Source organism: Flavonifractor sp. An306 (assembly GCF_002159455.1).
Taxonomy (GTDB): domain Bacteria; phylum Bacillota; class Clostridia; order Oscillospirales; family Oscillospiraceae; genus Flavonifractor.
This window is the reverse complement of sequence record NZ_NFIQ01000128.1, coordinates 1-4,233: the sequence shown is the minus strand read 5'-3', so window position 1 is coordinate 4,233 and position 4,233 is coordinate 1. Positions and strand designations below refer to the sequence as shown.

5 protein-coding genes are annotated in these 4,233 nt (G+C 52.7%); 4 read left to right on the top strand and 1 reads right to left on the bottom strand.

From position 1 onward, the window contains the following. Positions 1-170: 170 nt before the first annotated feature. From B5F88_RS20885 to B5F88_RS18465, 4 genes are all read left to right on the top strand, one after another. The gene (locus B5F88_RS20885) at positions 171-338 is read left to right on the top strand and encodes a hypothetical protein (RefSeq protein WP_162612248.1); all 168 of its coding nucleotides are present in this window, start codon (positions 171-173) and stop codon (positions 336-338) included. Further along, positions 295-1,938 carry a recombinase family protein gene (locus B5F88_RS18475; RefSeq protein WP_162612247.1) on the top strand — a complete coding sequence of 548 codons (1,644 nt, stop codon included), beginning with the start codon at positions 295-297 and terminating at the stop codon, positions 1,936-1,938. The genes B5F88_RS20885 and B5F88_RS18475 overlap by 44 nt, the downstream gene beginning before the upstream one ends. Positions 1,939-2,007: 69 nt before the next feature. After that, positions 2,008-2,328: a helix-turn-helix transcriptional regulator gene (locus B5F88_RS18470; protein WP_071430674.1), complete on the top strand. Its 321-nt coding sequence runs from the start codon at positions 2,008-2,010 to the stop codon at positions 2,326-2,328. Between the two features lie 3 nt (positions 2,329-2,331). Then, positions 2,332-3,588, top strand: a complete 1,257-nt coding sequence (locus B5F88_RS18465; protein ID WP_087348915.1) for a type II toxin-antitoxin system HipA family toxin — start codon at positions 2,332-2,334, stop codon at positions 3,586-3,588. Between the two features lie 43 nt (positions 3,589-3,631). Here B5F88_RS18465 and B5F88_RS18460 read toward each other — a convergent pair. After that, the coding region (locus tag B5F88_RS18460) for a DUF6551 family protein (RefSeq protein ID WP_140402195.1) at positions 3,632-4,233 on the bottom strand (602 nt) is incomplete at its 5' end.

The window sequence follows — 4,233 nt, the reverse complement described above, 5'->3', positions numbered from 1 at the left end:
GCTTCATAGAGGGCCGGCAGGCAATTTTTATTGGTATGATATTGTTTTGGAGCAGCAAAACAGGCCTAACATTAGCTGCGCTAACTTCAAAACCTCCCTTTTGACCTTATGCTGAGAGCGATGCCCATCTACAGATTGCTGCATCCATCGCCCGAAAGCGGGTAAGTCTGATGACTCCCCAGGAGGAATTCAGCCCGGCCTACTTTAGTGACATCGCCGCCTACCTGACGCTTGGCAGCGGAGGAAAGGTGATCCTACATACCAAAACCGATGTCGAGATCGGAGATGAAGAAAATGAATGTAACCAAGATACCCAAGAAAACAATATCGGTTATTGAGTCAAAACGCTCCCTGATCGTCAACAGGGAGCAGTATCATCAGCGGCTGGTTGCTGCCTACTGCCGGGTATCCACCGACAGCGAGGAGCAGCTCACATCCTATACCAACCAGAAAAAGGTATATACCGAGATGATTGCCGCTAAGCCCGAATGGGAGTTCGCCGGACTCTACGCAGATGAGGGCATCTCCGGGACACGTGCAGATAAGCGCCCCCAGTTCCAGAAGATGATCAACGACTGCTTGTCTGGGAAAATCGACTATATCATCACGAAATCCGTTTCCCGCTTCGCCCGTAATACAGTGGACTGCCTGGACCATGTCCGAATGCTCAGGGCAAGAGGGATTGGCATCTACTTCGAGGAGCAAAATATAGACACACTGCAAATCGACAGCGAACTCTATCTGGTCATCTACGCAGGGTTCGCACAGTCCGAATCCGAAAGCATCAGCAAGAATGTCACCTGGACTTTTCGTAAGCGATTTCAGGAGGGCAAGCCCATATTCAACTATAAGTGCCTTCTGGGATACCGCAAGGGTGCAGACGGAGAACCGGAGATCGTCCCGGAGGAGGCATCCATCGTGGAGAGGATCTTCAATATGTACCTGTCAGGTGAAACCATCAATCGGATCTCAACCAAACTCAGAGAAGAAAATCTCCAGATACCAGGAAAACGCTTCTCCTTCTCTGCGAGCATGATTAAGGGTATTCTCCGGAATGAACGATACTGCGGGGACAGCATCCTTCAAAAGACGGTCACAATTGACTGTATTGGTAAGGTTCGCCGCAAAAACACAGGTGAGGCACCCATGTACTATGTACAGAATAGCCATGTTGGCATCATCAGCCGAGAGCTCTTTCACAAAACGCAGGAAGAACTTGCCAGGCGGATGAGCCGGGAGCCAAATTCCACCAAAACGGCTACCACAGCCACCGGAAAATACTCCCGGTACGCACTATCCAATGTGATGATCTGCGCCGAATGCGGAAGTCGATATAAGCGCGTGACCTGGACATCCCGAGGAAAAAAGCGAGTTGTCTGGCGCTGCATCAGCCGCTTAGACTATGGAAAGCGCTACTGCAAAACCTCGCTCACGGTAGATGAGACCGCCCTCCACGCCGCTATTGTTCGGGCAATCAACCGATTCAACGAGGAAGACGAGTCCACTTATATGGCACTCATGCGGGCAACCATTGGTGAAGCAATCGGTCTAACCGGAGGCACAGATGAAATCGACCTGCTCCGGCGGAAAATAGATGGACTGAATCGGAAAATGGTATCTCTTATCAATGAGAGCGTGGAAAGCGGGGAGGGTATCGAGAGTCACGAAGCTGAATTCAAAGAACTTTCCGATACCATTGAACTCCTGCAAGGACGGATTCAGAAACTCGAAGAAGCACTTGCTTCCGATCAGGTGAATGACAGCCGAATCCTTCAACTACAGCAGATCATCGCCGACCGAGCATCCAAAAAGATGGAGTACGACGATACCATCGTCCACCAAATGATTGAGTGTGTGAAGGTGTATCCCGACGGGAGACTGGACATTATCTTCGGAGGAGGGTACCTTATCGAAGAACGCCCGGAAAAAGAAAGTTGATAACTTCAAATATAATTGACATAATCGCCGAAATAATATAGTATAATTTATGTTAGGAGGCGATTGTGCATGGCAAAAAAAGCTGCGGTCATCATGCCGCAAACACGGGAGATCCTGGCACAGATGGGTGAGCAGATCCGCCTGGCCCGCCTGCGCAGGAAGTTGAGCCTGGAATTGGTAGCAGAGCGTGCCGGGATCAGCCGAGCCACTCTGATATCCATTGAGAAAGGCACCCCTACGGTATCCATCGGCTCCTATGCCGCTGTGCTGCACGCATTAAACAATATGGACAGCGACCTGCTGCTTATTGCAAAAGATGATGAATTCGGCAGGAAGCTACAAGATCTGGCGCTGCCCACCAGACGGCGGGCACCCAAGAAAGGAGAGTAGCCCATGGCGCAGGACGAAAAGACCATCTATGTATATGAAAATTGGCGTGGAGAGGCACCCACTCTGCTGGGGCGGCTGCGCTGCGGCTTCGTCCGCGGACAGGAAACCTTTTCCTTTGAGTATGATCCAGCCTGGCTGTCATCCGCCGAGAGTTCCTTCTCTCTGGACCCGGATCTGGCTCTTTACCGCGGGCGGCAGTATGTGCCGCTGAACAAGCAGCTCTTTGGCCTGTTTTCCGACTCCTGTCCGGATCGCTGGGGGCGTCTGCTGATGAAGCGCAAGGAGGCCATCGACGCTCGCAAAGAGGACCGCAAGCCCCGTAAGCTCACCGAGAGCGACTTCCTGTTGGGGGTCTACGATGAATCCCGTATGGGTGCGCTGCGGTTCAGCTTGGAAGAAGGGGGCGAATTTCTTTCGAACGATAAAGCATTTGCGACGCCTCCATGGGTAAACCTTCGGACGCTGGAAAACGCCTCTATCGCTTTCGAGAACGATGAGAGCGGCCTGAATGAAAAATGGCTACGTGAGCTTCTGGCCCCTGGCTCCTCCTTGGGCGGTGCAAGACCCAAAGCTACGGTGCAGGCCACAGATGGCGCCTTGTGGATCGCCAAGTTCCCTTCCAAGCATGATGAATATAACAGCGGCGCGTGGGAGAAGGTCGTCCATGACCTGGCACGGCTCTGCGGGCTGGATGTTCCGGAATCCAAATTGGAGACGTTCTCCAAGACCGGCAGCACCTTTCTTGTCAAGCGATTTGACCGAAATGGCAGCCGCCGCATCCACTTCGCCTCCGCCATGACCCTGCTGGGCAAGACCGATGGAGCCTCGGCAGCGGACGGAAGCAGCTATCTGGATCTGGCGGCGTTCATCCGGGCCAACGGGGCATCACCCCAGCAGGATCTGGCCGAGCTGTGGAAGCGGATCGTGTTCAGCATGGCGGTATCCAATACTGACGACCACCTGCGCAACCATGGTTTCCTTCTGACACCCACCGGCTGGCGGCTGGCCCCTCTCTATGATGTGAACCCAGTCCCCTCGGGGGACCGGCTTTCCCTCAATGTGAGTGAGTATGATAACACCATTGACTTGGAACTGGCTCTGGAAGTAGCCGATTATTTCGGCCTTGCCCCGCAGGAAGCGGAACAGGCTGCAGAGGAGGTCTGCAAAACAGTATCCGGACACTGGGAACAGTTGGCCGGGCAGTATGGTCTCAGCCGGGGAGCGATAGAGTATATGCGCCCGGCCTTTTCCCTTCCATGATAAGATCACAAACGGACGATTCCTGGTGGAACCGTCCGTTTGCTTATTCTTTGGCGGCTCCCTCAAAAGAGTCCCCGCCCTCATCCTCGTCCATATCCGTATCAATGTCCAGTCCTTCATTGTTCCCCACATTCTTCTCGTAGAGCTTGGTCCATTTGAGCGGATATTTGCATTTGCGGTTATAGGCCAGAAGCATCGCCTCAGCATAGCCCATAGAACCGGGGCGTCGTTCCTTGGCTGTTCTCGAAAGCAGCTTGACCGACATTTCCCCCACTTTTTCCTTAAAGGTCTCATCTTTCAGGGCATCGCCGAACGTGTAGACCAATCTGGCAATTCCGTTGAGCATATTGGCAGACAGCGAATTCATATCGCCCTCCCAGGTGCCTACGCAGAGTCTGAGTGTTCGATCAAGTACATGGTAACCGAACCGCTCATATATATTTTCAAGCGTGGAGACAGCACAGACAACGCCATAGTTTCTGACCTGGCCAATGGAAAGAGAATAAGACTCTACCAGATCTTTGATCATAAGCTGTTCCTGATTCCCGGCTTCCACATTTGCCATAAACACTTCATAGGGACGGAGCGGTTTGACAAACTTCATCTGGTTGGCGAAGATATCTGCCTCGTGCTCGTAGTTCAGAT

Coding starts and splice junctions, on each gene's coding strand:
- B5F88_RS20885 (WP_162612248.1), top strand. CDS start 171: ATGACTCCCCAGGAGGAATTCAGCCCGGCCTACTTTAGTGACATCGCC.
- B5F88_RS18475 (WP_162612247.1), top strand. CDS start 295: ATGAATGTAACCAAGATACCCAAGAAAACAATATCGGTTATTGAGTCA.
- B5F88_RS18470 (WP_071430674.1), top strand. CDS start 2,008: ATGGCAAAAAAAGCTGCGGTCATCATGCCGCAAACACGGGAGATCCTG.
- B5F88_RS18465 (WP_087348915.1), top strand. CDS start 2,332: ATGGCGCAGGACGAAAAGACCATCTATGTATATGAAAATTGGCGTGGA.